Origin of the sequence: Bradyrhizobium sp. DOA9 (genome assembly GCF_000617845.2) — a bacterium.
Classification (GTDB): Bacteria; Pseudomonadota; Alphaproteobacteria; order Rhizobiales; family Xanthobacteraceae; genus Bradyrhizobium.
Map to the genome: position 1 here is coordinate 4,906,915 of NZ_DF820425.1, position 26,338 is coordinate 4,933,252.

Genomic DNA, 26,338 nt, shown 5'->3' on the forward strand with positions numbered 1-26,338 from the left:
GATCGGACTTGCTGGGAGCGAACGTCTCCGTGGTTCACGTCAGTTTAGGATCATTTGAAGCTTCCTCCCGGAAGCCGAACGGCGTCAAGCCTGCCGAGCGCTCACAAGGCGGGCGCATGGACCCGCCAGCCCCGCGTAAGCCGGCTCCGGCAAGCTGTCGTTTACCATTCGTTAACCAGACTCGGTGACGGATGGGACGAAGACATCGAGAGCTGACGCATGAACAGAGAGCTGCGGGAGTTTCGACGGCTTGAACAAGTCTGCCTGGAGCAGGCTGCCCTCTCCATGGACCTGACACGCAGCGGGCTGCTGAAGGTCGCCGACGACTGCCGGATCGCGGCCGAAGCGATCGAGGCGCAATTGCCTCGCGGGGTCTTCGCGGACGCCGTCCAGGCGCTCAAGCTGGCCCTGAGCGCGAAGGCCAGGCGGCATTAGGTCGGCCGCAGGAGAAGCGATCTGGGAGTTTGGGCAGCGAAGCGCGTGCGCTCAGCCCTTTGCCGCGGCCGCTTCGCGCGCCAGCCGCTCGGCCTTCAGCCGTTCCTTGTTGGCGTAGAACGCCTTCTGCGCCGCTTCGTGGTCGCGCATGGCCTTTTCGGCCTCGACCCGGCGCGCCGCATCGCGGGCGTGGCGTTGTTCGGGGGTCAGGGGCTTGCGTCGGAACGAAAGGTCTTCAGTCATGCCGAGTGAACGTGGCCGACAGGAAAAAGTTCCGGCCGCGACGTCTGGCGGGGTAGTGAAGTCTTGCGAAAACAACCCCATGCACAGTAGCTAAGTCGTTCTGCTACAACGCTTTTCTCGACAGCGCAGGAGCACGTGCTCTCGTTGGGCCAAACAGCTGCAAATGCGAGCATTTTCGCGCGCTACGCCCGGCAACAGGCGATACGGTCCACGCCCCGGAACCGTCAGATCGCGATGTCCGCAATCACCGGCAAATGGTCCGAATAGGCGCGCGCTTCCGCGTCGGTCCAGACTTTTCCGAACCGGCTGTCCCGCGTTGCATAGATGCGGTCGAGCCGAAGCAAGGGCAAATGCGCCGGAAAGGTTCGCAGCCGCGTCCGGTTCGGGCAGACCTGCGCGAGCACGCGCCGCACCGACTTCACCCAGAACCAGTCGTTGAAATCGCCGAGCACGACGGTCCTTTCCGACTTGACCAGGCTCGCCAGGGCCTGAGCCTGCGCATAACGCTCGTGGATGCTCAGGCCGAGATGCGTGGCGACCACGCGGAATTCGCCGAAAGGCGTCAGCAATCCCGTCGCGATCGCCCTCCGCGGCTCCCGCTCCCGATAGGACACGTCGACGATCTCGGGCACGCTGGAGAACGGAAAGCGGCTCATGAGCATCTGGCCGTAGTCACCGTCCTCCGTGACGATCGACTTGGCATGAACGTCATGATCGCCGACGACGCGCGCCAGCTTCGCAAACGGATCATCCGAGCGCGATCGGGAATCCACCTCCTGGAGCGCGACGACATCCGGCGACCATTTGCGGATGATGGAGCAAACCCCCTCCAGATCGAACGTCGGATTGAGATTGAAGGTGCCGTGCACATTCCACGTCATGAAACGCACCGGCATCAACGTCTCCCGGCAAGCCAGGTCGCGACAAACTGTGCGCCCGCGCAGATCCCGACCCAGCCCAGGAACGCAAGAGCCAGCAGCGCGATGTTGCTCCAGGACGCATTCCTGGCGAGATCTGCGATCTGCGCGCCCAGAACGGCCATGGCGAGAATGCCGGGCATCATGCCGAGCAGCGTTCCCACCATGAAATCACGCAGCGGCAGCGTGCTCGCACCGGCCGCGACGTTCACCAGCGAGAACGGTGCGATCGGAATCATCCGGATGACGACGACCGCCAGAATTCCCTTGCCGACGACCCGTTCCTGGATGCGCGCGGCACGGCGTCCCAGCAGGCGCTGAAGACGCTCCCGCCCCAGAAACCGTCCGATCGCAAAAAGCAGGAGGGCGCTCAGCAAGACGCCGGCCATGGCGGTGACGAAACCCAGCCAGGGCCCGAGCGCGGCAGCAGTTGCGGCAATGAGCACGAGAACCGGAAAGATCACCAGCCCGCCGACGACAAAGGCCAGGATCGCGAATGGCGGTCCCCAGCCCGACTGCGAATAGGCAGACAGGAATGACGAGATGCGGCCCGTATTGGCATAATCGCTCAACGACGTGTACGACCACGCCAGCGCCAGTCCAAGCAGCGCCAGCGCGATCGAGGCGATTCCGATGATCGTCTTCGTGCTCCACATGCGCGATGCCGCGCGCTCCAGATGAAGCGGCAGCTCGGGGTCCGCCACCGGCTGAACCAAATTGGCCAGCGTGCTGGTCAGAACCGAGGACTCCACTTTTCGCAGCGTCCTCGCCCCACCCGTTTTCGACACCTGGTCCAGCAGAGCGAACAGTCGATGCTCGTTCTGCGTGACGGCCTGTTCGTCGAGATCGCAGAAATGAGCGATGAGGCGACGGCGGACCGACGCGATGAAATCCCGATGCTCCTCGGATTCAGCTTCGAAAATCAGGTCGCATTCGCTGTCGGCGCCCATCGATCGATTGTTCAAATTGGCCGAGCCGATCCGCAGGATCCGGTCGTCGACGACCATGAGCTTGCTGTGCACCATTACCGCGGCTTCCTTATTGCCGCTGCGGGAGACCGGATAGACGAAGCGGATGCGATCGGCGACGCCAGCCGCGCTGAAGCAGTCGATGAAGGCGCCACGGCCGTTCTGCATGGCCTGGGATTCCAGCCACGAGGAATGCAGTTTCGGGGCGACGACCAGAACCCGAAGCGACGGCACGCGACGCATCTGCTCCGCCAATTCATGCGCCATCCTCGTTGCGCTGGTGAACTGGTTTTCGATGTACACGAAGCTCGTTGCCGAACGGATCGCCGCAATGAACGAGCGTTCGACCTCCCTGATGGTCGAACCGGCCGGACAGACCACCTCGGTCCTGGCGATCCCGACCGGCAAATGCTCGGCCTCGACAGGCACGTTCGCGGGCCAGCGACCGGCCTTGCGCGCGCGCCGTTCATCGGCCTGTTGGCCTGCCGCACGCCAGCGCTGCTCCACCAGGGCGAACAGCTGCTCCGCGGCCTCGCCGTCGACCAGGCACTGGACATCGTGAAACGGCGGATACGGCTTGCGCTGGGTATCGCAGCGCATGGCATTGTCGGCGCGGTGGTCGCTCGTGTCCCAGCGCCTGATCGTCAGATCGAGGCCGCCGACGAACGCGAGTGAACCGTCGACGCAGACGATCTTCTGGTGTTGCGCCGAACCGAACGGCAGCGTGGCGTCCAGATGAAAGCGGACGCGGCCATCGGTATCGGCGGTGAATTTCGCCGCGGAATTCCACTCTCTCTCGGAGGCGTAAAACGAGACGAAGTCCCAGACGAGAATATTGATGCGCAAGGAGGGCCGGCGCTGCACCAGGGCGCGCAGGAAGGGACCAAGCTCCTCAGGCAGGCCGTCATCCGCGCGTCCGGACGCTCCGACCAGGCGCGTCCTGCTATGGATATCCCAGCCAATAATGTAGACGAGATCCTGCGCCTCCAGCAGGGCCTCCCGCAGGGCTGCGAAATAGGCGGCGCCATCGTTCAGAACCGCCACGCGCCGCGCCCTGCACCGCCGCCAGACGGTGTCGCCGGGTATCAGTGTCGATGCGCTCTGAAGCAGATGGACCTCGCAATTCGCGTTTGCGTCTAAACGCGCTGGAGGCTCAGGGCGTTCCACGACGCGAATGCCGGACTCCGGCGCTCACTGGGCCCATCGCACAATTCGTCATTTGGTGCGGACCGTCTTCGCGCCGGCGCTCCTCAACACATCCGCGATCTTCTCAGGGGCATCGCCGTGGAAATCGACGGAAACCTCGATCAGACCTTCCAGCTTCTGCCGCCCCTCCGGAGTGGGCGCTGTCTTGGCGTCGGGACCTGCCGCGCGTGTTCCCACCGTGTTCGCAGCGCCGGCGGGCTGGACGAAGACGTCGGCTCGCGGCACGCCGCATTCCTGCACGACATGCTCGACCGCAAGCTCGGCGCCGCGGCGCGTGTCGAATTCTCCAATGATGGTGCTTTCCAAGGCTGCTCTCCGTGTGGTCGAGACTGCGAACAACAGGCGAGCTGGGGCCAGGTTCCTGGCGCGTCGCCTCTCTTGGCTCGAGCAGGCAACCGCTTTCCGTGCGTCATTGAGACAGGTCAATACGAGCGCGCCGAAGCTCTGGAAAACTGACCTCGGCAAATCAACGGAGGCCGCGATGTCACAGCAGAGCAGCATGCATTTCTATCTCAACTGGGCCAAGGAGCGGATCGACGAGATGGACGCGGCGTTGGCCTCGTTCGAGGTCAAGGCCGGTCAGGCCAAGGAAGAGTCCAAGGTCAAGACCGATCAGCTCCTGGCCGATCTGACCAAGCGCCGCGACGAGTTTCAGGCGCTGCTCAAGACCAAGGCGCAGGCCGGTGAAGCGGCATGGGCGGACGCCAAGGCCGAGCTGGAGCGGCAATGGAACGCATTCGAAGCCCAGATGAAGACCTACTTCGAAAGCGCCGGAAAACAGCTCGAACAGCAGCAGGCCACCTTCAAGGATCTTGCGGCTGCACAGGCCAAGGCCTGGGGTGAAGCCGCAGAGAAATTCCGCGAGGCCGCAGGCAAGGTCGCCGCTGCCCGCACCGTGGACATCGACGCCGCGCTCAAGCAGATGAAGTCCGACGCCTCCGAAGCCGAAGCACGCCTGCAGAAGCTGAAGCAGGCCGGCAGCGAGTCCTGGTCGGTGATGAGCGCTGCACTCGCCGAATCCCGCAAGGCGTTCGATCAGGCCAACAAGACCGCGTGGGACGCGCTAAAGGGCGGTGATACCAAGAGCTGAGGTTTTCGGTTCGGCGAACCTGCCCGCTGAGGAGAGGCGGACCTATCGTCCGGAGGCCGCCTCTGCCCCGATGCGCCGCGCTCAGCTTCCTTTGGCGGTGGTCCCTGCCCCCGCTCCGCCAAGGCCGGGATTGATGGCCAGCGACGCTCCAGCAGCGCCGCCGGCTTCGTAGGCCGTCATCGACACCATCCGGCTGGTGCTGCGCGCGGTCCTGAGCTTGAGGTCGAGCTTGTCCAATTCGGCATCGACCACCGAGGTCTTGAGGACGACCAGCCCGCGGCCGGTGCTTTCATTGACCTGATCGCGGCCGGCCTTGATCGCCACCAGCCGTTGCGCGATCGACGCCACCATCCCGAGCGCGAAGGAGGCGTTGGCCAGATACCGCTCCTGGTGCCGGAACCTGCTGTAATCGACCGAGGTCTTGAAGCGGCCGAGCTCGGCGCGCACGGCGCCGTCGATCAGTTCGGCCAAATAATGCGCGACCTCGACATCCGCAGCCAGACCGAAGAAAACATAGACGTTCTCGCCGGCCGCATTCTTCTCGCGCCAGACCCGGCAATCGCAGAAATGAGCGATCGCGCCGATGCAGTCGTCCAGTGGAATTCGCTTCTTGCGATGGGTCTCAAACACCCTCCGTTCGCACGGCGAGGCGCGCAGCTCGACATCGGAAAGCGACAAATCGTGGCGGTCCAGCAGCTCGGCGACTTTGGCGGCGGCAGACAGCGCCTCGTCCTCGGTGCAGCCATTGGCGATGGTTTTGGCGCGCAACGCCTGGATGCGCAGCTTGAGCTTGTCGAGCGCGGCTGGATTGGACGTTTGATTCACTGGTCACCTGCTCGGGAGAGCCCGACCGAGAGACCCCGTTCGGATAGACTGGCGGAAGGGGTGGGATTCGAACCCACGGTACCCTTGCGGGCACGCCGGTTTTCAAGACCGGTGCCTTAAACCACTCGGCCACCCTTCCGTCTCAATAATTTCAAGTGCTTAGCTCATGCTCTGAATAGAACAAAGTGCGAAGTAGGCACCCGATTGGCACCCCAGCGATTGAGCGCCGCATGGATCGCCGCTGCCGCCTTGCCATCGCCTTTCCTAAACAGCTGGGCGTAGATGCGCAACGTGATATCGGGCATTGCATGCTCGATGCGTTTGGAAATCGTGCCAATTTCCACGCGTCGACGAGCTGGCTCCTCTGAGGGTGCCGTACATTGTGGAACCCCATGTCAGTTTGGAAGTCGCGCCAGGCTCTGCCGTCGCGCTTCTGGGACGGCAGCGCGCCATCGAGGTTGACGAACAGCAACGCGTCATCGGGAAGCTTGCCAGCGCTGAGCTTGAGGCAAAGCGAGCACCAAACTCCGCCTCGAAGCCCGCCCTCTGTGTTCGATCTTGCGAACCAGAGGACGGGCGACGACGGTCAGTCATCTCAGGTTTGACGCCGGGCTTCGACGTCAGGAACCACGGTAGTGCAACCGGGAAAAAGTGGCAATAACCGGCCGGGGCGGAAATATCCGGATGTCTTCCCAACCGGTATCAGAGTGATCAACCGGCACGCCGAAAGCACGTAGCCATGGGCTGCTCCGCTGGAATCGGATAAGCTCTGCGTTGCGGCCAATCCTCAAGCCCCTATCGGCCGCTTCTGGGAATGAACGGTCCTGCTCACTCTGCCCGGAGCGAGCGGGGCCGTTTGCGTCTTGGAGCCAGCTCGGTCGAGAGAGAGAACAGGCGCTCGTGCTCAGAGCCCGACGCCAATTCATGAAGGCGGTCGACGGCTGCGCCGGACGAAGTGTCGTAGAGCATCGATTGCTCGACCCAGCGATGATGTCAGCTTGGTCTGGCGCGGCGGAATGACGATCAAGACGAATAGGATGTTCAGCAGCAACCAGCTGCCGATAACCAGCAAGATGGTCGTCATGAAAACTTTCGGTCGATAACGGCAATGAACTTGTAGAACCAATACCGCTATCGAAGCCGAGCTTGCTGCCGACTGCAAGCACAACGTTTGGTCAAAGCGCCGCCGAATTGCTTCGGCGATATGCGAGAAGCGCAGCACATTCGAACAGAGCAGTAAGGGGCGTTGAACGAGCCCCGACGTCCGCATCCGCGGGCGAGTCTTGCGCATCTCCAGCGGCAGCCGGCACAGATCCTCACCGCCGAGCGAGAGGATCGCAGGCACTGAGCCGCCCCTCGTCAACATGCTTTTCGCAAGTGAAGCGCGCTCAAAACGGAGACATCACCTGGCTTACGCGACCGGTGGTCGACTGCGGATGATGCCTGTGAGGCTCCGTAAAGTCCGCATGTCGCAGAGATTGCCATGTTCTCCCGCATCATCTATTGTTAGAGGAGATCATGAGACGGGATGGACGATCGTTGCAAAGCAGCCAGAGCGCAAAGAATGCGCTGCTCGAAGCCGAGACGATGCTCGTCGTCGCAACAAATGCCTTGGAGCGCGGAGATCAGGCCCAGGCTGCAACCATCCTGGCGAGGCTGCGGGAACACCTTGATCGAACGATCCCTGCGCTGAGCAAATCAACATCGCAGCCGCAAAGCTAGGTAGCCAGGTCCGTCGTCGGAATTAAAAGAGGCTACCTTTCGGTAGCCTCTTGCCGGTTGAAATATTGTTCGGGAATGAAATGCCAGCCCCGGCAGAACCGAAAGTAAATCCAGCCCGGCCTCAGGATCAAGTTAAATTGCCACTTTGTCCTTAACAGCAGCAGGAACCTAAGGCCGCCGTCGCGCCTGTCTTGGTTTGCACAGTCCAAGACCTCAATGCATGCCCCTTACGACCGATCCATCTCGCAACACGGAGCTCCGGCTTTTCGAAGGCATCGCGTTTGCGATGTTCGATCGCGAACATCGCGTCCCTTGCTTCGTCACCTGGGCTGCCTTGATCGATCGCGCTGCAAAGGATGGGACTCGTCAAACGGACGTCGAAGGCACGTTTCAGCGGTACCGCTTGAAGATCGAGCAGATCGCGAGCAGGAGCTACGACCGGGGCGAAGACAGGCCCGTTGTCCGCACCGAGCAGCTCACGCCGCGCTAACCACCTGGGTATGCGCCCCCGCGATCCAAATCGGGAACAAGTGGCAATCTGGAGAGTCTATTCTTTGCTCCGGTGTCCCCAACGCCCCCCTGAAACCGGAGTAGACCCCCAGGCCCCGGCAGCTGACCCTGCTGGGGCCCCCTTTTGTTTGTGGAGCGCCGCCTTAGCCGTTGCAAGCTCGCGCTGGCGGGCCTTCCTTTGGAAACCTAAGGGGGGCCGTTCGCCGCCTGCTGGCGTTGAAGGGTTTCAATGGCAAGCCGGTAGTACTCAGCCACTTGAAAGAAGGCCTTCACGCTCAAGATCGAGGGAAGCGAGGGGCGCGTGCTCTCTGCACGCGCGTTCGAGCCTGCGGAATTCCTTTAATTCCCGGTTCAACGGCCAGGCTCCTCGGACGGCAGGAATGCGGTAGGCAACAACGGCCTGGAGATCGGCAGCGCCAATCCTACTAAATTACCGAGAGTTCCCGCATTATCAAATGTCAACCGGCGCGCGCCCCTGGCTGGCTCCGATACCAGCGGGCATTCGATCTTGCGAATTGTGGCGGCGTCCTACTCTGGAAATCCGGCCTGACACCGGCGTCGCGGCTTCCGCAACTGGCGCCGACGAAGCGCGGCTCGGGTTGACCGGGGCTGCTCTCCGCAGGCAAACGCTGGCAATCATGCAAGGCAGGCAACGATAGCGAGGACCAGTTCGGCTCCGAACTCGGGGGAATAAATCCAGCAAGCAAGGCCGGCACCGAGAGCAAGCGCAATTCCTTGAAGTGCGATCATCTTAAGTCTCCCCAACGATAAGTCCCGATCGAAAGTTGGCCCCATCGTGTTTCCGGGATGTTTCGAGCGAGGGGAAACGTGTTTCATTCACCGAACCGTTACAGCGTCCCGGCCGGAGCGCGGCGGCGTGCCTAGCTCTTCGGGCAATCAACCAGGACGGCGCTCCGGATATATTTGGTTCTCTGCCGGTCGCTGACATGGCGGCCGAATTGAGGGCTGTAGTTGAGGTCGTAGCGGCACCCTGCCTGCATTGCCTTGTAGATCGCGCCCCGCTCGATCACGTAACTCCCTTCCGGGAGCGTCTTCAGGCGGACCTGTGTGATCGTCTGTTCCTGGCCGTGGTCGGGGCCGAGATAGGTGACGCGGTCCGTCGAGCCGACCGACCAGACGATCGCAACTGCGCACATCAGCGAAACAGCGAGAGCAGCGACCAGCCCGAGTTGCGGTCGCTCGAGAGAGTCCAGAAACAGCATCATGCCGTTTCGTGTCGTTCCGGGCCTCGCGGTTCAAAAGCTCCCTCACTTTTGAGTCGCGCAAAAAACAAGCGCGGCGCCCCGCGAGGAACGCCGCGCCAATGTTCGCCTTGGCTGCGTTCGGCTCAGTAGCCGCAGGACGCGCAGTTCATCTGCACCGGGGCGTAATAGGAATAGCCCGGCGAGACCATCTCGACGCGCTGGCGAGTGGCGTATTGCGGCGGGATGCGCTCGTACTGGACGCTCGGCGGCGCCACCATCACGGTCTGCGGCACCATCACGGTGCGGTACTGCGCCGGCGTGCGATGCGCCACGACAGAGCCGGGCGACACCATCACGGTCTCGTCGACGGTGCGGTATTGCGGCGGCACGTATTGCTGCTGATAGCAGGTCGTGCACGGCGGCGGCGTGTAGCAATTGTAGCAGCCGGCGGAGGCTGCGCCCGTCATGGAAATCGCGGCGACGGCCGCGGAGAAAACAACGGCGAGAGTACGAGACATTGCAGTGGTGCCCCAGTTGCCCGAAATGGATTTGCGAAGGTCGCCGCAGTATACGCCGCAAAATCCTGCTTTGCCGAACTTCGTCGGGGCATCCTTAATGCAAACGGCCGGCTTTCGCCGGCCGTTCAGAACTTGTTGACCATGCAACGCGAGGCGAATGGCGCGCGTTCAGTTCGAGCGACGCTTCACCTCGCGCACCGCGCCGCGCGCGGCGCTGGTGGTGAGCGCGGCGTAGGCCTGCAGCGCGGTGGAGACGTTGCGCTTGCGGCCTTGCGCCTGCCAGGCTGCATCGCCCTTTGCCTCCTCCGCCGCGCGGCGCTTGGCAAGCTCCTCGTCGGAGACCTCGAGGCTGATGCTGCGGTTCGGGATGTCGATGGCGATGATGTCGCCGGTGCGCACGAGACCGATGTTGCCGCCTTCGGCGGCTTCCGGCGACAGGTGACCGATCGACAGGCCGGAGGAGCCGCCGGAGAAGCGGCCGTCGGTGACGAGCGCACAGGCTTTGCCGAGGCCCATCGATTTCAGATAGCTCGTGGGATAGAGCATCTCCTGCATGCCGGGGCCGCCGCGCGGGCCTTCATAGATGATGACCACGACCTCGCCGGCGACGACCTTGCCGCCCAGGATGCCGTCGACGGCCGCGTCCTGGCTCTCGAACACGCGCGCGGGGCCGGAGAATTTCAGGATCGAGGCGTCGACGCCGGCGGTCTTCACGATGCAGCCGTCCTGCGCGAGGTTGCCGTAGAGCACGGCGAGGCCGCCGTCCTTGCTGAAGGCGTGTTCGAGATCGCGCACCACGCCCTTCTCGCGGTCGGCATCGAGCTCGTCGTAGCGGCGCTCCTGGCTGAAGGCGACTTGCGTCGGGATGCCGCCGGGCGAGGCGCGATAGAAGGTGCGCACCGTCTCGCTCTTGGTGCGCTTGATGTCCCAGCGCTCCAGCGCCTCGTTCATGGTCGGCGCGTGCACGGTCGACACAGATGTGTCGATCAGGCCGGCGCGATCGAGCTCGCCGAGGATGCCCATGATGCCGCCGGCGCGATGCACGTCCTCGACATGCACGTCGGCAACCGAGGGCGCGACCTTGCACAGCACGGGCACGCGGCGCGAGAGCCGGTCGATGTCCTTCATGGTGAACGCGACCTGCCCTTCATGGGCGGCGGCGAGCAGATGCAGCACGGTGTTGGTCGAGCCGCCCATGGCGATGTCGAGCGTCATGGCGTTCTCGAACGCCTTGAAGTTGGCGATGTTGCGCGGCAGCACGGAGGCGTCGTCCTGCTCGTAATAGCGGCGGACCAGATCCACGATGGTGTGGCCGGCCTCGACGAACAGGCGCTTGCGGTCGGCGTGGGTCGCGACCACCGAGCCGTTGCCGGGCAGCGCGAGGCCGAGCGCCTCGGTCAGGCAGTTCATGGAATTGGCGGTGAACATGCCCGAGCAGGAGCCGCAGGTCGGGCACGCCGAGCGCTCGATCACCTTGACGTCCTCGTCGCTGACCTTGCTGTCGGCCGCAGCCACCATGGCGTCGATGAGGTCGACGGCCTTGGTCTTGCCGGCCAGCTTGACCTTGCCGGCCTCCATCGGCCCGCCGGAGACGAACACGGCGGGGATGTTGAGCCTGAGCGCTGCCATCAGCATGCCGGGCGTGATCTTGTCGCAATTGGAGATGCAGACGAGGCCGTCGGCGCAATGGGCGTTGGCCATGTACTCGACGCTGTCGGCGATCAATTCGCGCGACGGCAGGCTGTAGAGCATGCCGTCATGGCCCATGGCGATGCCGTCGTCGACCGCGATGGTGTTGAACTCCTTGGCGACGCCGCCGGCCTGCTCGATCTCGCGTGCCACGAGCTGGCCGAGGTCCTTCAGATGGACGTGGCCGGGCACGAACTGGGTGAAGGAATTGACCACCGCGATGATCGGCTTGCCGAAATCGGCGTCCTTCATGCCGGTCGCACGCCAGAGGCCGCGGGCACCCGCCATGTTGCGGCCGTGGGTGGTGGTGCGGGAGCGATAGGCTGGCATGGCGGTTTCCGTCCTCGGTTTGGGGCGCAGGGCGGGAAAATATGGCGTCGCCTCAGGCCTTTGTGGCCGGATAGCGCAGCCGGGGAACGCGCGCAACGGGAACTTGGGGTGGACAGGGCTCCCCTGCTCCCGGCGCGGGGGCTCAGGCGGTTTCAACCGTCATGCCCGGGACAAGCCGGACAAGCCCGGCCATGACGAGCATTTACTGCAGCGTCGGATCGAGCCGGTCGCGCAGCCAGTCGCCGATCACAGAGACGGCCAGCGTGGTCACCACGATGGTGGTCGCCGGCGCCAGCATAATCCACGGCGCCCGGGTCAGATATTCCCGGCCGTAGCCGACCATGTTGCCCAAGCTGGTCATCGGCGGCTGCACGCCGAGGCCGAGGAAGGACAGGCCCGACTCCATCAGGATCACCTCGGGGAAGACCAGCGTCGTCGAAACGATCAGCGTCGAGGCGATGTTGGGCAGGATGTGCCGGAGGTAGATCCGCGACGGCGTCGCGCCCAACTGACGGACCGCGGCGGCGTAGCCTTGCGCATTGGCGGAGATGGCAAGGCCGCGCGCGATGCGGGCATAGCGCTCCCAGCCGAACAGGCCCATCAGGCCGATCAAGAGCGGCAGCGAATTGCCGAAGAAGGCGAGCACGGCGAGCGCCATGATCAGGAACGGCATGCTGGCCTGGAAGTCGGACAGCATCAGCACGAGCTGCTCCACGGCGCCGCGGAAATGCGCGGCGAGAAAGCCGAGCGTGGTGCCTGCTACGGCCGAGATCGCGGTGGCGCCGAACGCGATCAGCAGCGAGATGCGGATCGAGACGAGCAGCCGCGACAGCACGTCCCGGCCGAGTTCGTCGGTGCCGAGCCAGTGCGCGGCGTTGCCGGGCGCGGCCAGCCGGTTGCGGAGGTCGAGCTGGGTGAAGCCGTACGGCGCGATCTTCTCCGCAAAAGCCGCGATCACGAGCATCGCGACGATCCAGGCAATCGCCAGCGCGACCGAGACCGGAATGGCCGGCAGGCTGATGCGGCGGCGGACGGCCGTATCCTTCAGCGTCGCGTCGGTCATGCATGGGCTCCCTTGCTGCGCAGGCGCGGATCGAGGAAGCCGTAAAGGAAATCGACGATCAGGTTGGACGTCACCATGGTCATCGCGACCAGCAGCAGGATGCACTGCACGACCGCGAGATCGCGGTTGGCAACAGCAACGACGAGCAGGCGCCCTACTCCCGGCCAGGCGAACACGCTCTCGACCACGACGGCGCCTGCGATCAGCGTGCCCACCATGAAGCCGAGGATGGTGACGGTCGGGATCGCCGCGTTCGGCAGCGCATGCGAGGTCACCACCTTGCGCCAGGGCACGCCTTTTGCGGAGGCGGTGCGGATATAGGGCTGGCCCAGCACCTCCAGCATGGCGCTGCGGGTGAAGCGCGCCAACACCGCGGCGCCGCCGAGGCTGAGCGTTGCGATCGGCAGGATGGCGTGGCGCCAGCTGTCCTGTCCGCCCGAAGGCAGCCAGCCGAGCTGCACGGCGAAGACGAGCACCAGCAGCAGCGCGAGCACGAAGCTCGGCACGGTGAAGCCGGCGACCGCCGTCATCATCACGGCGCGGTCGATTCCCGAGCCCCGATGCAGCGCGGCGTAGGTGCCGGCGGGAATGCCGAGCGCCACCTTGAAGAAGAACGCCGGCAAGGTCAGCGCCAAGGTCGCGGGAATGCGTTCCAGCACGAGCTCGATCGCAGGCCGGCCGTCGCGCATGGAGCGGCCGAGCTCACCTTTGGCAATGGCGCCGAAATAGTCGAAATATTGAGCCCAAATGGGATCATCGAGGCCCCACGCCTTCCTGAAAGCCGCGAGCACCTCCGGCGGCGCCTCCGGTCCCAGGATCATCAACGCGGGATCGCCCGACAGCCGCAACACGATGAAGGCGAAGGTGACGACGAGCACGATCGTGAGCGCGGCGCGTCCGATGCGAATGGCGAAATAGCGTCCCATCACGCGGCGTCCCGTGTCGCAGCGCCGGTGACGAGATGGCAGGCGACCTGCCTGTCGCCGCCGACGGTTTCGAGCGCCGGCACCTCGCTCTTGCAGCGCGCGATGGCGCTTGGGCAGCGTGGATGAAAGGCGCAGCCGGCGGGGCGCGCGGCCGGGTTCGGCGGATCGCCTGACAGCACGATGCGGCCGGCGCTGCGGCGGCCCGGTGCGGGCGAGGCCGAGACCAGCGCCTGGGTGTAGGGATGCTCGGGCCGCGCAAACAGATCGTCGGCGCTGCCGATTTCGACGATGCGGCCGAGATACATCACGGCGACGACATTGCTGATCTGCCTGACAACGCGCAGATCGTGGCTGATGAAGAGCAGCGTCAGCGACAGCTGCGCCTGGAGATCGCAGAGCAAGTTCACCACCTGCGCCTGGATCGAAACGTCGAGCGCGCTGACCGGCTCGTCGCAGACCAGGAAATCCGGCTTCGTCGCCAGCGCCCGCGCCAGCACGATGCGCTGCCGCTGGCCGCCGGAAAGCGCGCCGGGATAGCGCGCGCCGTGTGCCGGTGTCAGCTCGACGGCGCGCAGCAGCTCGCGGACGCGCTCCTCGCGCACAGCAGGCGTGCCGATGTCGTGAATGTCGAGCGGCTCGCGGATCTGCGCTGCGACCGGCAGACGCCGGTCCAGCGCGCCGAGCGGATCCTGGAAAATCATCTGCATCCGCGCGCGCTGCGCACGCCACGCCGTCGTCCCAGGCGCGGCCATCGGCTTGCCATCGAACCGCACCTCGCCGCTGTCCGGCGGCTCGAGGCCGAGCACGATGCGGCCCGTGGTGGATTTACCCGAACCGGATTCGCCGACGAGTCCCAGCGTCTGGCCCCTCGCAATCGTCAGCGACACGCCATCGACGGCATGCACGGCCGCAGCCCGCCCGAACATTCCGGACCGCATCGCATAGGTGCGCGAGATCGCGGAGACCTCGACGAGCGGCGGACTCATTCGGCGGCAATCCCGAGCACCGCGCGGCGCGAGGCCTCGGCTTGGACGCAGGCGACGCTGCGGTCATCGGCAATCGGTGCAAGCGTCGGCGCCGCAAGGCCGCATGCGTCCGCGACCAGCGCGCAACGCGGCGCGAAGGCGCAGCCGCCGGGCATATGCGCGGGATCCGGCACAGTCCCGGGGATGGCGGTGAGGCGCCGCCGCGGACCATCGAGCGGCGGCAGCGCGCCGATCAACCCTTGCGCATAGGGATGCACGGGATCGGCGAACAGCTGGTTGCTCGGGGCCTGCTCGACGATGCGGCCGGCATACATCACCGCGACGCGGTCGCAATTCTCGGCGACGACGCCGAGATCGTGGCTGATCAGCACCATCGCCATGCCGAGCTCGCGGCGGACGGTTGAAAGCAGCTCCAGGATCTGGGCCTGGATGGTGGCATCGAGCGCCGTGGTCGGCTCGTCCGCGATCAGGAGATCGGGATTGCCGGCCAGCGCCATCGCGATCATGATGCGCTGGACCTGGCCTCCGGAGAATTCGTGCGGATAGGCCTCGAGCCGCCGGCCTGCGTCGGGAATGCCGACGAGATCGAGCAGCCGCCGCGCTTCCGCCTTCACGGCGTTGCCTTGGAGATCCCGATGCAGCGCCAGCGCCTCGCAGAGCTGCCTGCGGATGGTCAGCACCGGATTGAGCGCGCTCGCCGGATCCTGGAAGATCATGGCGATGCGCCCGCCCCTGACATGGTCGAGCTCATTGGCCGGCGCGCCGAGAATCTGGCGCCCGTCGAGCCGCACCGAGCCGGAGACCTGCGCATGGCGCGGCAACAGGCCGAGCGCGGCGAGCCACGTCACCGACTTGCCGGAGCCGGACTCGCCGACGAGGCCGACGGCCTCGCCCTTCTGCAAGGCGATGTCGACGCCCCGCAGGACCGGCACGCCACCAAAGGCGACGCGCAGATCCTCGATGCTGACCAGCGGCTTCACCTTCAGGCCTCGAAATTGCCGGCGCGGAAATCCATCGCGAAGGCGGGCGCTGCCTTCCACTTGATCGATTTCGGCTTGGCCGTGAAGGTCGCGTTCTGGTGCAGCACCGTGTAGGCGGGGTCTTCGCGCTCGGCGATCTCCAGCATGCGGCGGAACGCCTTCTTGCGCGCGGCCCGGTCGGTCGAGGTCTCCAGGAATTCGGAGAGCTTGTTCAGCTCGGCATTGGTCCATTCGCCGATCTGCTGCTGCTGGCCGTTGGGACCGTGCTGGGCGACCAGCGACGACACCGGATCGTTGAAGGCGGCCGAGTTCGACCAGTCGCGCACCGCGCGGGTCGGGCTACGCTCCATGATCTGCGACCAGTTCTCCTTGGTCTCGATCTGCACGTTAAGTCCGACCGACTTCCACATCTCGACCAGGATCTGCGCGGTCGCGACCTGGTTGGTGTAGTAATTGTTGAGCAGGCGGTACGGGATCGGGTCGCCCTTGTAGTTGGCCTGCTTGAGCAGATCCTGCGCGAGCTTCGGATCGTAGGCCGGTACGTTCCAGTCGGCGTTGAACATATCGCCGTAGAACTCCCATTGCAGGCCCTTCGGCACGCGGGTGCGGCCAGACCACAGGCTGTCGACGATGGCTTGGCGATCGATCGCGTGGGTGAAGGCGCGCCGCACCAGCGGATTGGCGAGCACGGCATGGTTCTTGTCGAACACGGTGAGGCGGTGATTTTGAATCGTGCCGCCCTGCACCTCGAACGCTGCATTCTTCTCGATACCGGCGATCTGGTCCGGCGGGATGTCGCAGGCGAATTGGTATTCGCCCGAGAGCAGTCCGTTGATACGGCTGGCAACTTCGGGCACTTCGAGGAAGCGGATGCGCTTGAGCGGTGGCCGGCCGCCCCAATATTCATCGTGCGCTTCCAACGTCAGCGAAACGTCGGGCTTGAGCTCGACGACCTTGTAGGGGCCGGTCGTCACCGGCTTGCGGGCCCAGTCGAGATAGCTCGCCGCCTCTTCCCAGGCGCGGCGGTTCATGATGTCGGAGCCGTAACGCGACAGCCGGCCCTCGATCGTGACGTCGGGCGTCGCGTTGTAGAAGCGCACCGTGTACTTGTCGACGGCATCGACGCGCACCAGGTCCGGCCAGATGCGGCGGGCGACCGCGGGAACGTCCGGCGGCAGCTCCTTGCCCGGGCGCGGCGTCGGGATCTTCTCGAACGCCTTGATGGTGGAGCGGTTCTTGGCCTCGGTCTCGCCGAACATGCGCTCGCGGCTGAAGGTGAAGACGACGTCTTCCGCCGTCAGCTCGTCGCCATTGTGGAACTTGACGCCCTGGCGCAGCTTCACCTCGACCGTCTGGTCGTCGATGCGGCGCCATTCGGTGGCAAGGCCCGGCACGGCCTCTAAGCTGCCGCGCCAGTTCTTCGAGATCAGGCCTTCCCAGATCGAGGAGAAGAACACGCGCTCGCCGACATTGGACTGCTCGCGCAGCACGTCGACCACGTTGGCGTTCGTGACCTTCTGCACGGCGATCGTCACCGACGGTCGGTTGTCGGCTTGTCCGATCGCAAAGCGCGGCAGCAGAAGCGCGCCTGCGGCGGCGCCGCCGGATTTCAGGATGGTGCGACGGGTGAATTTGCTCATGGCGATAAGCCCTACCCTTTGTGATGTCGGTTATTCGGCGAGACCGAGGGCGGCGAGATGCGCCGCGCCCTTGCGGACGTCGTCGTGATTGCGCAGTTCGAGGATCAGCCGCGGATTTGATGTCAGCCGTCCCAGCGCGCGGAATACGGCGACCCAGGGGATGTTGCCCTCGCCCGGGGCCCAGTGCCGATCGGCGAAGCCGTCGGTGTCCTGCAGGTGCACATGCGTCAGCATGTCCCCGGCGGTCTCGACGTAATAGTCGACCGGCGGCGCGCCGGTGGAGATGTGCGCGTAATTGGCGTGGCCGGTGTCGAGCGAGACGCGGACCTTGCTGCTTTCCAGCGCCTTGGCCAGGCGGACGCGGTCGCGCGGATCCTTGTCCTCGATGTTCTCGATGACGATCTCGCAGCCGATCGTCTCGGCACGCGCGATCACCTCGGCGAGCGTCGCCTTGACGCGCTCGACGATATTGGCGCGGTTGTCCGGATAGAGATCGAGATTGTTGTGATCCCAGGTCGTGAACGGCGAATGGATCACCATCTGCGTTGCGCCGAGGAACTCGGCGGCCTCGAGCCCCTGGAGCAGGCGCTTGGTCACGGCCTGGCGGATCATGGGATCGTGGCTGTCGATCTTGAAGCCCCAGAACGGACCGTGGATGCCGAGCCGGCCGGTATGGCCCGACAGCATCTGCTTGATCTCGCCGGCGGTCGTGCGCCAGTCGCTATCGAGCAGGTCGGCGCGGAAGAAGTCCTGGATTTCCAGATCGCGCTGCTTTTCGAGAAGCCAGTCGCGATGCGCGGGGATCGATTTGATGGACAATGCGGCGCCCAGCACCGGCTTCGACATGGCATGCTCCTTCGTCGTCAGCAATGACGGGGAGCAGCGCTAGACCAGTTCAATGACAGGCCCGTGAAATCCGTCTTCCGCAGCGCGGACGAGATGTGGACATCCTGCCCGCGCGTGCTGCGGTTCACCGCATCGATCGCTCGCGAGCGATGCCGAACGGGCACAGGGCAAGCGCTATCGTGCCCGTAGTGATCCGGAATGGAATCCTAGCCAACCTTCGCGTACATCGCGGGACATCGATCGGCGGCCACTTCCACGGGCATCACCCTCTGATCGCGCTACCCTTGGGGTTGGGGGACCACATGGGGCGGGGGATTGAAGGCTGGGGCAAGGTGACGAGGTCCGGACTCCTAGGCACTCCGGACCTCGAAACTTTTTAGATTGAACGCAGCAACGCGCCGTCCGGTGGGGCATCCGGGCGGCGCGTTGTCGTTTCAGCGCTTAGCGCGTCTGCGGCTCCAGCGTCACGGTGCAGTCGCCCTGCCCTTGCGTCGCGACCACGATGTTGCCCGCGGGAGCGCCGAGGGCGATCGGCGCGGAGGAGCCGCCGCCGGGCATCTGGACGATCACGCTCAGGGAATCGGTGCGCGCGGTCGAACCCACGGTGGTCGGCTCGGCCTGGGCCACGTTGCCGGAGGCGTCACGTCGCATGATCTGGCAGTTCACCATGTTGCTTCCGCTTGCCGCCGCCATGCTTGACGACGAGGTGCTGCCGCCCATTTGGGCACGCGCCCGCGACGGATCGCGGGGGACCTGGCTGACGATGCGATGCGAGCGCGGCTCCACGATGATGACCTCGTCTTCCGTCGTGAAATATTCGTAGCCCCGATATGCAGGCTCGATCGAGACGATCTCGGGCGGAAGCCGATGCAGACGCACGCGCGAGGGAATCGTCTCGCCGACCCGGATCGAGATGTTCAGATTGCGCTCCGGCTGCGCCAGACGCGCGCGGCTCACCGTTTCGGAGATCCGCACCTGCCTCTCGGTCGTCACCTGGGCCTGCTGATTCACCTGCGTGTTGGTCTGCGTGGTCTGGTTGGCCTGATTGGTTTGCGTGCCCGAGGTTCCGGGCGCGGTCTGCGCATTGTTGGTCGGAGCCGTGCTGTTGGTATCCGTCGCAGTGGCCGGCCGGTTGCCCTGTTGCGCCGGTGGCTGCTGCTCGGCCGCATTGCGCGGCGGCTGGGCCTGGTTGCGCTCGTTCTGGTTGGCTGTCGCTCCCGCGCGCTCGTTCTGCTGGCCAGTCGTCGGGCCAGTCTTGGATTTCTCGGATTCGGCGGCTGATTTCTGCGGCGTCGCCTTGTCCTGCTTGGTTTCCGCGCTGCTCTTGCCCGCATCGCGTCCGGGCTTCGCGCTCTCGGCTTCCCGGTTGCGATCGCGCGAATGCTCGCGAGACTCCTGCGCCTGATCCTTCGCCTTCGGTTGGTTGCGTTCCGAAGCCGTCGCCGGCTGGCGCTTGTCGTCATTTGCCTCGCTCTTGGCAGCGCCGCCTCGATCCTCGCGACCTGCGCCCTGAAGCCGCTCCTGGGCGCCCTGCGCGCGCTCTTGAACACGGTCTTGAGCCGCACCACCGCGCTGCGGCGCAGCGCCCTTGGCCGGTTCCTCGGTCCGTTTCGGCTCGTCCCTGCGCTCGCCGGGCGCCTGGGCGTAAGCAAGGCCGGACGCGAGCATGAGTCCGATGGCCGCAGTCGATAACAACAAATGTTGACGCATGGTCCCTCTCCTCGACAATTCGCAACAACAGACGCGAACGTTCTGTCCGTGCGAAGGTTCCTGAGCAGGAACGCAGTCGTGAAAGTGAGCCGATCAGGTCGCGATCACATCGCATCCTTCAGCGTCAGTCGCGCCGTGAAGGTCACGCTGGTCTTGCCGACCAGCGCCATGCCTTCGACTTCCGCGCCGCCGGGGAAATAGTCCCCGGAAAAGCCGCAGGTGACCTCCCTGCCGCCGAATGCGAGCGTCCTGCCGACCGCCTCGGTGTGCTGATTGACGATCATGTCGCCCCGCCACTTGCCGTTCCGGAAGGTGTAGCTGCCGGTGTAGTAGAAGTAGCTGTCGCCGCCCATGATGCGGCCGTCGCAGAGCACGACCACGCCCCTGGCCTGCCCACGCTTGCCGTCCCGCATCTCGATGTCGAAGATGTAGAGGCCGTTGACGACCCTGGCCTCCTCGCCCGCTTCCGCCGCATCGCCAGCCGACATCCGATCATCCCCCACCGATCCGCTGCCCCGATCAGTTCGGCACGTTCCGCTCGAGATCCTCGAGCCATGCCGCCGCGCTCGAATCCGAGGGCGCGCGCCAGTCGCCGCGTGGCGACAGCGAGCCGCCGGCCGAGACCTTCGGCCCGTTCGGCATGGCCGAGCGCTTGAACTGGCTGAAGGCGAAGAAGCGGCGCAGGAACACCTCCAGCCAGCGGCGGATCTCCTTGAGATCATACGCCCTGCGCCGGTCGCTGGGGAAGGCCGGCGGCCATTCGCCCTTGGCAACGTCCTTCCACGCCTGCAGCGCCATGAAGGCGATCTTGGACGGCCGCATGCCGAAGCGCAGCGTGTAGAACAGGTTGAAGTCCTGCAGCTCGTACGGTCCGACGGACGCTTCCGTGCTCTGCGGCTTCTCGCCGGCCTCGACCGGCACGAGCTCGGGCGAGATTTCGGCGGCCAGGATCGAACCGAGCGTCCGGTTGACGTCGTCGCTGAACTGTTTCGAGGAGATCACCCAGCGGATCAGATGCTGGATCAGCGTCTTCGGCACGCCGGCGTTGACGTTGTAATGCGCCATCTGGTCGCCGACGCCATAGGTGCACCAGCCGAGCGCAAGTTCGGAGAGATCGCCGGTCCCGATCACGATGCCGCCGTGATGGTTGGCCAGCCGGAACAAATAATCCGTGCGCAGGCCCGCCTGCACGTTCTCGAAGGTGACGTCGTAGACCTTCTCGCCCTTGCCGAAGGGATGGCCGATATCCTTCAGCATCTGCGTCGCCGTGGTGCGGATGTCGAGCTCCTGCCAACTCGTCTGCAACGCCTTCATCAGTGCGAGCGCATGGGTCTTGCTCTCGCTGCCGGTGGCAAAGCCCGGCATGGTGTAGGCGAGGATGTTCTCGCGCGGCAGGCCGAGCAGGTCGACCGCCTTGGCGGCGACGATCAGGGCATGGGTGGAATCGAGGCCGCCCGAGACGCCGATCACGACGCGCTTGGTGCCGGTCGCGCGCATGCGCTGCACCAGGCCGGCGACCTGGATGTTGTAGGCTTCATAGCAGTCCTGCTCGAGCAGGCTCTCATCGCTTGGCACGAACGGGAAGCGCTCGACCTTGCGCAGGAAGCCGATATCGGCCGCCGGCGGCTTCAGGGCAAATGTCACCTTGCGGAAAAACGCCTCGCGCTGCCGCCTGTTGTCGTCGAACGTTCCCATCAGCGCGCGTTCCTGCCTGAGCAGGTCGAGATCGACGTCGGCAAGCGTGATCTGGCCGCCCTGGCGGAACCGCTCGCCCTCGGCCAGCAGCACGCCGTTCTCGTAGATCGAGGTCTGACCGTCCCAGGCGAGATCGGTTGTGGATTCCCCAGCCCCGGCCGCGGAATAGACGTAGGCCGCAAGACAACGCGCCGAGGTCGATTGGCACAGCAATGCGCGCGAACGCGCCCGGCCGATCGTGATCGGGCTGCCCGACAGGTTGATCAGCACGCTCGCGCCAGCAAGCGCGAGCTCCGAGGCCGGGGTCACCGGGATCCACATGTCCTCGCAGATCTCGACGCCGATGGTGAGGCCCGGAACGTCCTCGGCCGCGAACAGGAGATCCACCCCGAACGGCGCGTGCAGTCCGCCGAAGGCGATGCTCTCGCCGGCGATGCCGGCGCCGGAGGCGAAATGCCGTCCCTCGTAGAACTCGCGATAGGTCGGCAAGTAGGATTTCGGCACGACGCCGAGGACGTTGCCGCGATGAATGACGACGGCGCAATTGTAGATTCGATTGCCAAAGCGCAGCGGCGCCCCGACGATCAGGACCGTCATCATCCCCGCGGAGGATTCAACGATCGCGCCGAGCCCGCGCTCGACCGCATCGAGCAGCGGATCCTGCTTCACAAGGTCCTCGATCGCATAACCGGACAGGCACAGCTCGGGAAACACCGCGACCGCGACCGACTGCTCGTGGCAGGCATCGGCCGCCGCGAGGACGGCCTTGGCATTGGCGCTGGGATCGGCGACGTGGGAGGTGGTCACGCAGGCCGCCACGCGCGCAAATCCATGGGCGTAAATCGAGTGGAACGTCATCGAGCGCAGTACCCTCAAGTCTCTTGCCGGCGGCAGTCGCCGTCAGTTCCAGTCAAATGTAGCCCATCGATCTGGCCCCGTGCAGGCCATCAGCCGTCATGCATAACGGGTTTGCGCCTCGTCCGGTCCAGTGCCGGCGAGCTCAGGCGCTGCGGGCCAGCACGCCGGGCCGATCGTCGCGCAGCCACCCGGCGATCCGGTGCCAGGCGTGCGCATGGGTGCGCGCGCCCATGAACAGGCCGAGATGGTTGCTGGGCTCGGACGCTGCCGCGATGAAGGCGGGTGGCGTGCCGACAAGCCCCGCGGTGGCCAGTGCTTGCGTTGCCGGCACCACATCGTCGTCGAGCCCGGCGAGCAGAAAGATCGGTGCCTTGACGTCCTTCAGATCGATTGGGCGGCCGAGCGCCACGAAACGGCCCTCGGCGATGCGGTTCTCCCGGAAGATCGCGTTGACGATCTCGAGATAATAAGTGCCCGGCAGGTTGAGCGTCTCGGCGTTCCAGCGGTCGAACCGCGCCAGCAGCTCGGCGCCCTGCTCGTCCGAGAGATCCCGCTGCAATGCCGCCACGATATCGTCGTCGTCGGGCGCTTTGGACCAGAAGCGCAGCATCTCCTCGCCGCTGACATTGCCGCCGCCGCGCGCGACGAGCTGGTCATAGACCAGCTCGGGCGCGTTGCGGGCGAGCCGGGACAACGAGGACTCGATCGACAGGTCCACGGGAGCACCGACCAGGACCAGCCGCCGCACCTTGGCTGGAAAGCGCGCGGCATAGAGCAGCGACAGCCATCCGCCCTGGCAGAGCCCGACGAGATCGACCGGCGCGCCGATCTCGTCGATGGCGACGTTGAGATCCGAAAGATAGCTGTCGATCGAGAGATAGCGCATGTCCGGCGTCGCCGATCGCCAGTCGGTGAGATAGACCCGGTCGATGCCGCCATTTCGCAGCGACTGCACCACGCTGTGGCCTGCGGCGAAATCGGCGATCAGGGCCCGGTGCAGCGCATAGGGTGCGCAGACCAGCGCCGGCTGGCCGGACCGGGTCTGCGAGCAATCGCGCAAGCCCATGGTTGCGAGCTCCAGCGCAACGCTGCTCGGCGTCGTCCACGGCAGGCTGCTGTCGCCCTGGTTCTCGGATGTCCGCTCCAGCCACCAGAAGCAGGCATCCATGGCGAGCTGCGCCGCCGCAAACGGCCAGAGCCTGGGATCATCAGGAGCCTGCCCTGGCCCGCGCGGCGGTTTGGCGATCTTGTCCACCATGGCTACCTCGACATCCTCACAGAAACGCCTCGAGGCTCACGACGGCAATGCCGAGGTCGCGAAAACTCCGATGGGTCGCCGCGACCGAGCCGTCGAGATCGATGCCGCGGCAGGCATCCTCGATGACGGCCACCTCCAGTCCCGCCTTGCGCGCATCTTCCGCCGAGAAGCGGACGCAGAAGTCCAGCGCGAGACCCGCGACAAACACGGTCTTCAGCTCGCGCTCGTGCAAATATCCGAGCAATCCGGTCGGCGTCCGATGGTCGTTCTCGAACAATGCCGAGTAGGAATCGATGCCGCGGCGGAAGCCCTTGCGCACCACGAGGCTCGCTTGCGTCACGTCGAGATCGCAATGAAATTCCGCGCCGGCCGTGCCCTGCACGCAATGCGTCGGCCAAAGCACCTGCGGCCCGTAGTCGAGCGCGATGGTCTGGAATGGCTGCTTGCCGGCATGGTTGGGCGCGAAGGAGACATGATCAGCCGGATGCCAGTCCTGGGTCAGCACCACATTGGCGAATTTTTGGGCGATCCTGTTGATGGCGGGGACGACCTTCTCGCCACCGGGAACGGCGAGCGCCCCGCCGGTGCAGAAGTCGTTCTGTACGTCGATCACCAGCAGCACGTCGCGGTCGGAAATCTTCATCGCCGTCCCATTCGATCTGCCGGGCGCGAGGGCGCCGGGCGAGCCGGCTCAGTGTCCGCCTTCCCGCGCTGCTGCGCAACCACTGGCGCGCGCGACAGCTGCGCGAATTGGTCACCGTAGGCTGCCACCATGCAACGGATTGACCTCGTCCGTGTTGACTAGGCGCACCCAAGGGCAGATTCTCGCACCGCCCGCGCCAGGCGGATCGGGTCGAAGCAGCGGAGGACAGGGCTGCCAGGGCCTGAGGGTCGTGGCGGCGATGAGGTCATGAATATCGGCAAGACCGGAAAAATTCTTCTCGCCGATATCGGCGGCACCAATGCGCGCTTCGCGCTGAGCCCGAGCGGTCGGACCGGACCGATCGACTATGTCAAGGTCGCGGACTTCCCGACCGTCCGCGAAGCCATCGCGGACGTGCTGGCGCGCCGGTCCAACGGCGAGCAGCCCCATCGCGCGGTGCTGGCGGTGGCGGGTCCCGTCACCAATAATCGCTGCGTCATGACCAACAGTCCCTGGGTCATCGACGGCAACGAGCTGCAGGGCGCGCTCGGCTTCGACAGCGTCCATGTGCTGAACGATTTCGAGGTCGTGGCCTGGTCCCTGCCCGCCTTGGAGCCTTCAGACCTGGTCCCACTTGGCGGCGGCGACGGCTTGCACGGGGAGCCGTTGCTGGTCGTTGGGCCCGGAACCGGATTTGGTGTCTCCTGCCTGGTCGACCGCCACGGCTCGCGACTGGCCGTCGTCACGGAGGCCGGACATGCGACCCTGCCGGCGGAGAACGAGCGCGAGGAGCGCGTGATCGCCTGCTTGCGGCAGCGCCTCGGCCATGTCTCGATCGAGCGCGGCGCCCTCTCGGGCTCCGGGCTGCAGAACCTCTATGAGGCGCTGGCCGAGATCGACGGCGTTCAGGTGCCGCATCGCGATGCCGCAGGGATCACCAAGGCCGCGCTGGAGAACAGCTGTCCGGTCAGCCGCGCGACGCTCGAGATGTTTTGCGCCATTCTCGGCTCGGTCGCCGGCAATCTCGCGGTGACCTTCGGCGCCCGCGGCGGCGTCTATATCGCCGGCGGAATCGTGCCGCGCTTCCGCGAGTTCCTGGCCGCCTCCGCGTTCCGGGCACGCTTCGAAGCCAAGGGACGGTTCCAGGATTACCTGCGCAACATCCCGACCAGGCTGGTGATCAAGCCCGATGCGAGCTTCCTCGGCCTGACCATGTTTGCCGAGCACAATCCCGGCTGAGGGCGACCTCCGCGCGGCGAGTTCCCGTCATGCACAGCTGATTGCAGCACACCTGCGGTTCCACGCAGGTTCGTGCTTGCCTGCATGTTCCCGATGAGAAACAATCTCAGCCGTGTGTGGCGTAGTTCCGGGGGCGTGACATGCGTAAGCAGGATACGGGTTTCGACTATCACCGCTATCACCGGTTACTGCGCGAAGCGGACAGCGAAGACAAGCGGCTGGCGCTTATCGAGCTCCTGATCGAGGAAAAGGCCCGCGACCAGCTGGCTGCCCAGCGCGCTTCGGACCGCGCGGCCATGACGGCTCACACCATTGCCACGGTGCTGAGGAACGGCCGCAATCCTGCCGGTTGAGCCCTTCTCCCGCCATGCGGCAAAAGCGCGATCGGTCAGCTCGGCACCTTGGCCGACCGCTCTGGAAACATCGAATCGATCATCGCCTTGAGCTGATCCATCGCGATCGGCTTGCGCAGGATCGGCCTGCGCCGGAGCAAGGACGGCAGCAGTTCCGGTCCGTAGCCCGTGGCGAACAGAAACGGCTTTCCGCGGCGTTCGATCAGATCGGCGACGGGATCGACATAGACGCCCATCAGATTGATGTCGAGGATGGCCAGATCGTACTGCGCGGTCATGGCAAAGGCGCTGGCGTCGCGCACATTGTCGGCTTCCGCAACGACGTGGTGGCCGAGCTCCTCCACCATGTCGGCGATCATCATCCGGATCAACGCCTCGTCTTCGACCAGGAAAACGGAGAGTCCGTCCGCCATATCAACCCCGCAATCAGCCTCGCGAAGCTAAGCATAACCGAATTGCGCTGTGGATACACGAATTCGTGGC

The 26,338-nt window shown here is 65.1% G+C and carries 28 protein-coding genes and 1 tRNA gene; 6 read left to right on the top strand and 23 right to left on the bottom strand.

The genetic code is table 11. The annotated features are described in order from the left end of the window. Nucleotides 1-219 precede the first annotated feature (219 nt). Complete coding sequence (locus BDOA9_RS22950; protein WP_025036309.1) at nt 220-435, top strand: hypothetical protein; 216 nt, start codon at nt 220-222, stop codon at nt 433-435. Nucleotides 436-486: 51 nt separating this feature from the next. On the opposite strand, the gene BDOA9_RS22955 is transcribed toward BDOA9_RS22950, so the two are convergent. The 4 genes from BDOA9_RS22955 to BDOA9_RS22970 all read right to left on the bottom strand — a co-directional run bounded on the left by BDOA9_RS22955 (nt 487) and on the right by BDOA9_RS22970 (nt 4,075). Then, a complete protein-coding gene (locus BDOA9_RS22955; protein ID WP_025036310.1) occupies nt 487-678 on the bottom strand; it encodes a hypothetical protein in 192 nt (63 codons plus the stop codon). Between the two features lie 224 nt (nt 679-902). Beyond that, nucleotides 903-1,574: an endonuclease/exonuclease/phosphatase family protein gene (locus tag BDOA9_RS22960; protein WP_042336393.1), complete on the bottom strand. Its 672-nt coding sequence runs from the start codon at nt 1,572-1,574 to the stop codon at nt 903-905. Further along, entirely contained in the window at nt 1,574-3,730 is a 2,157-nt protein-coding gene (locus BDOA9_RS22965; RefSeq protein WP_244521516.1) for a VTT domain-containing protein, read from the bottom strand. Before BDOA9_RS22965 ends, BDOA9_RS22960 begins: the two co-directional genes overlap by 1 nt. Before the next feature lie 48 nt (nt 3,731-3,778). Beyond that, nucleotides 3,779-4,075, bottom strand: coding sequence for a hypothetical protein (locus BDOA9_RS22970; protein WP_025036313.1), 297 nt, complete (start codon nt 4,073-4,075; stop codon nt 3,779-3,781). A 175-nt stretch (nt 4,076-4,250) separates the two neighbouring features. On the opposite strand from BDOA9_RS22970, the gene BDOA9_RS22975 reads away from it, so the two are divergent. After that, the gene (locus BDOA9_RS22975; protein ID WP_025036314.1) at nt 4,251-4,859 is read left to right on the top strand and encodes a hypothetical protein; all 609 of its coding nucleotides are present in this window, start codon (nt 4,251-4,253) and stop codon (nt 4,857-4,859) included. Between the two features lie 81 nt (nt 4,860-4,940). Here BDOA9_RS22975 and BDOA9_RS22980 read toward each other — a convergent pair whose 3' ends face one another. From BDOA9_RS22980 to BDOA9_RS38125, 4 genes are all read right to left on the bottom strand, one after another. Further along, nucleotides 4,941-5,684 (bottom strand): DUF7168 domain-containing protein, encoded by a 744-nt coding sequence (locus BDOA9_RS22980; RefSeq protein ID WP_025036315.1) that lies wholly within the window; start codon nt 5,682-5,684, stop codon nt 4,941-4,943. Nucleotides 5,685-5,733: 49 nt separating this feature from the next. Beyond that, nucleotides 5,734-5,823, bottom strand: a tRNA-Ser gene (locus BDOA9_RS22985). A 25-nt stretch (nt 5,824-5,848) separates the two neighbouring features. Beyond that, entirely contained in the window at nt 5,849-5,989 is a 141-nt protein-coding gene (locus BDOA9_RS38120; protein ID WP_210183842.1) for a hypothetical protein, read from the bottom strand. 617 nt (nt 5,990-6,606) lie between these two features. Further along, nucleotides 6,607-7,029: a hypothetical protein gene (locus BDOA9_RS38125; protein WP_152033420.1), complete on the bottom strand. Its 423-nt coding sequence runs from the start codon at nt 7,027-7,029 to the stop codon at nt 6,607-6,609. A 173-nt stretch (nt 7,030-7,202) separates the two neighbouring features. Here BDOA9_RS38125 and BDOA9_RS22990 point away from each other — a divergent pair, with 173 nt between their 5' ends. Both BDOA9_RS22990 and BDOA9_RS22995 read left to right on the top strand, forming a co-directional pair. Further along, nucleotides 7,203-7,406 carry a hypothetical protein gene (locus BDOA9_RS22990; RefSeq protein ID WP_152033421.1) on the top strand — a complete coding sequence of 68 codons (204 nt, stop codon included), beginning with the start codon at nt 7,203-7,205 and terminating at the stop codon, nt 7,404-7,406. Between the two features lie 220 nt (nt 7,407-7,626). Then, complete coding sequence (locus BDOA9_RS22995; protein WP_025036317.1) at nt 7,627-7,896, top strand: DUF1488 family protein; 270 nt, start codon at nt 7,627-7,629, stop codon at nt 7,894-7,896. Nucleotides 7,897-8,797: 901 nt separating this feature from the next. Here BDOA9_RS22995 and BDOA9_RS23000 read toward each other — a convergent pair. From BDOA9_RS23000 to pncA, 14 genes are all read right to left on the bottom strand, one after another. Further along, entirely contained in the window at nt 8,798-9,142 is a 345-nt protein-coding gene (locus BDOA9_RS23000; RefSeq protein ID WP_025036318.1) for a hypothetical protein, read from the bottom strand. 122 nt (nt 9,143-9,264) lie between these two features. Further along, nucleotides 9,265-9,588 carry a hypothetical protein gene (locus BDOA9_RS23005; RefSeq protein WP_036028057.1) on the bottom strand — a complete coding sequence of 108 codons (324 nt, stop codon included), beginning with the start codon at nt 9,586-9,588 and terminating at the stop codon, nt 9,265-9,267. 219 nt (nt 9,589-9,807) lie between these two features. Beyond that, entirely contained in the window at nt 9,808-11,658 is a 1,851-nt protein-coding gene (gene ilvD / locus BDOA9_RS23010) for a dihydroxy-acid dehydratase (RefSeq protein WP_025036320.1), read from the bottom strand. Nucleotides 11,659-11,860: 202 nt separating this feature from the next. After that, the gene (locus BDOA9_RS23015) at nt 11,861-12,721 is read right to left on the bottom strand and encodes an ABC transporter permease (RefSeq protein ID WP_025036321.1); all 861 of its coding nucleotides are present in this window, start codon (nt 12,719-12,721) and stop codon (nt 11,861-11,863) included. Beyond that, on the bottom strand, nt 12,718-13,647 hold the full coding sequence (locus BDOA9_RS23020; RefSeq protein WP_025036322.1) for an ABC transporter permease: 930 nt from the start codon (nt 13,645-13,647) through the stop codon (nt 12,718-12,720). The genes BDOA9_RS23015 and BDOA9_RS23020 overlap by 4 nt, the downstream gene beginning before the upstream one ends. Further along, complete coding sequence (locus BDOA9_RS23025; protein WP_025036323.1) at nt 13,647-14,633, bottom strand: ABC transporter ATP-binding protein; 987 nt, start codon at nt 14,631-14,633, stop codon at nt 13,647-13,649. Before BDOA9_RS23025 ends, BDOA9_RS23020 begins: the two co-directional genes overlap by 1 nt. After that, nucleotides 14,630-15,613: an ABC transporter ATP-binding protein gene (locus BDOA9_RS23030; protein WP_025036324.1), complete on the bottom strand. Its 984-nt coding sequence runs from the start codon at nt 15,611-15,613 to the stop codon at nt 14,630-14,632. The genes BDOA9_RS23025 and BDOA9_RS23030 overlap by 4 nt, the downstream gene beginning before the upstream one ends. A gap of 2 nt (nt 15,614-15,615) precedes the next feature. Then, a complete protein-coding gene (locus BDOA9_RS23035) occupies nt 15,616-17,253 on the bottom strand; it encodes an ABC transporter substrate-binding protein (RefSeq protein ID WP_025036325.1) in 1,638 nt (545 codons plus the stop codon). Nucleotides 17,254-17,283: 30 nt separating this feature from the next. Then, nucleotides 17,284-18,099 (bottom strand): sugar phosphate isomerase/epimerase family protein, encoded by an 816-nt coding sequence (locus BDOA9_RS23040; RefSeq protein WP_025036326.1) that lies wholly within the window; start codon nt 18,097-18,099, stop codon nt 17,284-17,286. A 441-nt stretch (nt 18,100-18,540) separates the two neighbouring features. Further along, entirely contained in the window at nt 18,541-19,809 is a 1,269-nt protein-coding gene (locus BDOA9_RS23050; RefSeq protein WP_025036328.1) for a DUF1236 domain-containing protein, read from the bottom strand. 104 nt (nt 19,810-19,913) lie between these two features. Further along, nucleotides 19,914-20,297, bottom strand: coding sequence for a GrlR family regulatory protein (locus tag BDOA9_RS23055; protein WP_025036329.1), 384 nt, complete (start codon nt 20,295-20,297; stop codon nt 19,914-19,916). Nucleotides 20,298-20,328: 31 nt separating this feature from the next. Beyond that, on the bottom strand, nt 20,329-22,362 hold the full coding sequence (locus BDOA9_RS23060; protein ID WP_025036330.1) for an NAD(+) synthase: 2,034 nt from the start codon (nt 22,360-22,362) through the stop codon (nt 20,329-20,331). Nucleotides 22,363-22,504: 142 nt separating this feature from the next. Then, a complete protein-coding gene (locus BDOA9_RS23065; RefSeq protein ID WP_025036331.1) occupies nt 22,505-23,620 on the bottom strand; it encodes an alpha/beta fold hydrolase in 1,116 nt (371 codons plus the stop codon). 16 nt (nt 23,621-23,636) lie between these two features. Further along, nucleotides 23,637-24,263 (bottom strand): bifunctional nicotinamidase/pyrazinamidase, encoded by a 627-nt coding sequence (gene pncA, locus BDOA9_RS23070; RefSeq protein ID WP_025036332.1) that lies wholly within the window; start codon nt 24,261-24,263, stop codon nt 23,637-23,639. Between the two features lie 267 nt (nt 24,264-24,530). Between pncA and glk the strand changes: the two genes are divergently transcribed. Both glk and BDOA9_RS23080 read left to right on the top strand, forming a co-directional pair. Next, nucleotides 24,531-25,502 (top strand): glucokinase, encoded by a 972-nt coding sequence (gene glk, locus BDOA9_RS23075; protein WP_025036333.1) that lies wholly within the window; start codon nt 24,531-24,533, stop codon nt 25,500-25,502. A 140-nt stretch (nt 25,503-25,642) separates the two neighbouring features. After that, nucleotides 25,643-25,855 carry a hypothetical protein gene (locus BDOA9_RS23080; protein WP_025036334.1) on the top strand — a complete coding sequence of 71 codons (213 nt, stop codon included), beginning with the start codon at nt 25,643-25,645 and terminating at the stop codon, nt 25,853-25,855. A gap of 35 nt (nt 25,856-25,890) precedes the next feature. Here BDOA9_RS23080 and BDOA9_RS23085 read toward each other — a convergent pair whose 3' ends face one another. Continuing rightward, nucleotides 25,891-26,268 (bottom strand): response regulator, encoded by a 378-nt coding sequence (locus BDOA9_RS23085; protein ID WP_025036335.1) that lies wholly within the window; start codon nt 26,266-26,268, stop codon nt 25,891-25,893. Between the last annotated feature and the right edge of the window lie 70 nt (nt 26,269-26,338).